General features: G+C 64.4%; 3 protein-coding genes. 1 reads left to right on the plus strand and 2 read right to left on the minus strand.

Going from position 1 to position 2,865, the window contains the following annotated elements; all coding sequences use genetic code 11:
* The coding region (locus J4F42_22355) for an ATP-binding cassette domain-containing protein (GenBank protein MCE2488266.1) at positions 1–705 on the plus strand (705 nt) is incomplete at its 5' end.
* A 24-nt stretch (positions 706–729) separates the two neighbouring features.
* Here the strand turns inward: J4F42_22355 and J4F42_22360 are convergent.
* Positions 730–1,524, minus strand: coding sequence for an enoyl-CoA hydratase/isomerase family protein (locus J4F42_22360; GenBank protein MCE2488267.1), 795 nt, complete (start codon positions 1,522–1,524; stop codon positions 730–732).
* A 134-nt stretch (positions 1,525–1,658) separates the two neighbouring features.
* The coding region (locus J4F42_22365) for a hypothetical protein (protein MCE2488268.1) at positions 1,659–2,865 on the minus strand (1,207 nt) is incomplete at its 5' end.

Below are 2,865 nucleotides of genomic sequence, written 5' to 3' on the forward strand. Positions count from 1 at the left end.
ATTCGGGTGCCCCAGGGCTCTATGGTCGCCCTGGTCGGCTCGACCGGCGCGGGCAAAACCACGGTCACCAGCCTCATTCCCCGTTTTTACGACCCCCAGCACGGCAGTGTGAAGATCGGTGGCCATGACGTGCGCACACTCGATCTGCACTTCCTGCGCAGCCATATCGCGACTGTCCTCCAGGACGTCTTTCTGTTCCACGGCACGGTACGCCAAAACCTGCTGTTCGGCCGGCCGGACGCCAGCGAGGCCGACATGCGAGCCGCAGCCCAGGCCGCCAACGCCGAAGAGTTCATCCTGGACCTCAGCGACGGGTATGACACCCTGATCGGTGAACGCGGCGTCAAGCTCTCGGCCGGTCAGAAGCAGCGTCTGTCGATTGCTCGGGCGATACTCAAAGACGCGCCAATCCTGATTCTTGACGAGGCGACCTCCTCGGTCGATACCGAAACCGAGCACCTCATCCAGCAGGCCATCTCGCGTCTGGCCGCCCAGCGCACCACGGTCGCCATTGCCCATCGTCTGAGCACAATCCGGCACGCCGACCTCATTGTTGTCCTGGACAAGGGGCGGATTGCCGAGCAGGGCACCCACGCCAGCCTGCTGGCCCACAACGGCCACTACGCCCGCATGGTCCGCGCCCAGGACTTGTCCCGCGAGTGGCAGCTTGAAGTGAAACCGGCGCTGACCGCAGCCGCCGACTGAACGCAGCCCGCACCCCGGCTCGACTTATGATCGGGCAGTCCGGGCGCGGACGTAGTCCGGTTTGCGGTTCTCGCGCAGCGCCTTGAGCGCCTCCTTGTGATCCTGGGTGGTCAGCGTTAGCGCCTCGTAGGCCAGCCCGGCGTCCATAATCAGGTTGGCCTGCTGTTTCAGCCACTTGTTCACCGCCAGTTTGCTCCAGCGGATCGCCCAGGTCGGCCCGTCGGCCAGNGGCAACACCTCCTGCTCGGGCACGGCATAGTTGACCAGACCGATCTGGGCCGCATCCGCGCCGGTGATGGAATCGCCCAGCATCAGGAATTCCTTGGCCCGGTTGGGACCGATCAGCAGCGGCCAGATCACGGCCCCGCCGTCCCCGGCCACCGCGCCGAGGGCGACGTGGGTATCGGCCAGCTTGGCCGTTTCGGACGCGACCGTCACGTCACACAGCAGTGCGACGTTGGCGGCAAAACCGAGCGCGTCACCGTTGATGGCGGCGACGACCGGCTGTTCGACATCGAGCAGGTTCTCGATCACCCGCCGGCCATCGGCCATCACGATTCGTCTGCCGCCGCGGCCTTTGTTCTTGGTCGGCTTGTCACGGCTGGTCAGATCGCCGCCCACGGAAAACGCCTCGCCTGCCCCGGTCAGCAGAATCGCGTTGACGTCACGGTCCTGGGCCAGGTCCAGCCAGATTTGCTCGAACTCGTGGTGGAGTGCGGCGTGAACCGCGTTGCGCTGGTCGGGTCGGTTAATGGTCACCGTGGCCACCCGGTCGGCGACCTCGACGTGCAGATACTCGTAGTCCGTATAGTCCAGCATGGTTTCATGGCCTCCTTTTGTTCCTGGTACTAGCACCGGGCCGGTGCGCCGGGCAAGTTGTGGTGTTCCTCACCTCTCTCGGAGCGTCGGCTTCCGCGCGCACGACCACCCCACTCCACTCGGCCGTTCACCGCTCAGTCCTCCTCGCCGCCCCGCAGCGCTCGCTCGATATCCGTAATGACAAAGTTCTGCTTGGCTTGCTGCCACTCCAACGTGACCGTCTCTCCCGATCTCGGAAAGTCCTCCGCCACACACATCCCCTCAACTCCCTGCACAAACTCTTCCCCTAAGGTCGTCACCTGTACGGTCGTCCGGCCTAACTCCTCGCCATCGACCCGGGCCACAACCTCGTGTTCCCCGTCGCCCAGCAGGTTCCAGTTGAACAGCAAGCCGAAACCGTTGTCGCTGTCCCCGCACGCCCGCTCCGTGTCCCGCCGCTCGGTTCCATACGCGGCTACCTGTGGGGTCAACTCCCCGAGCCTGATCTCCACCGCCTCCGCCTCGCACACCCAGCCCGATATCAACCCAATGCCACTCTGAAAGGAGTACGGACTCGGATTCTCCAACACCCCCGTCAGCGAGGCTGTCGGCGTGGACGGAATCCCTACCAGCTGCGGCCCGTCCGCCAGCACGAAGTTCTGACTGCTCTGCTGCCACACCAGCGTCACGCTCTCGTCCATACGCGGAAAGTCCTCGACCCCACATAGTCCCTCAGCCCCCTGGAGAAACTCCGTGCCCAGCGTCGTCACGGTGACCGTGACCCGGGCCAACTCCACGGCATCCACATAGGCGACCACTTCATGCTCGCCATCGCCCAGCAGATTCCAGTTGAACAGCAAGCCAAAACCGTTATCGCTGTCCCCGCACGCCGATGCCGTGTCCAGCCGCTCGGTTCCATACGCGGCCTCCTGCAGGGCTCCATCCAGCTCGATCTCCACCACCTCGGCCGTACATACCCAGCCCGACAGCAGCCCAATCCCGCTCTGAAAGGAGGTGTGATCCGGATTCTCCAGAAAGCCCACCACCAGGCGCGTTTCCAAGGTATAGTCCCCGGTCCGACTTCCATTGCCCTCCACAGCCACCACGACCGTCCCCTCCGCTACGCGGGTAGTCAGCCGGAAGTTTCGTCGCATCCCGCCAGCATCCGTACCGGCCAGTTCCTCGCCGTCCTGCCAGACGGTCCCGACAGTATCGGTCGAGCCGGTGGTCTCGACCACCAACACTCCGGCCCGGGGCAGGATAAATCGGAAATAATCGACATCGTCCGCTGTATTGATCTGCCCGACGGTGGAGGACATCCAGGGTGCGATGCTACCCAGCCGGACACGGGTCGCTTGGGCG

This window comes from Desulfurellaceae bacterium, assembly GCA_021296095.1.
In the GTDB taxonomy this organism is placed as follows: domain Bacteria; phylum Desulfobacterota; class Binatia; order Bin18; family Bin18; genus JAAXHF01.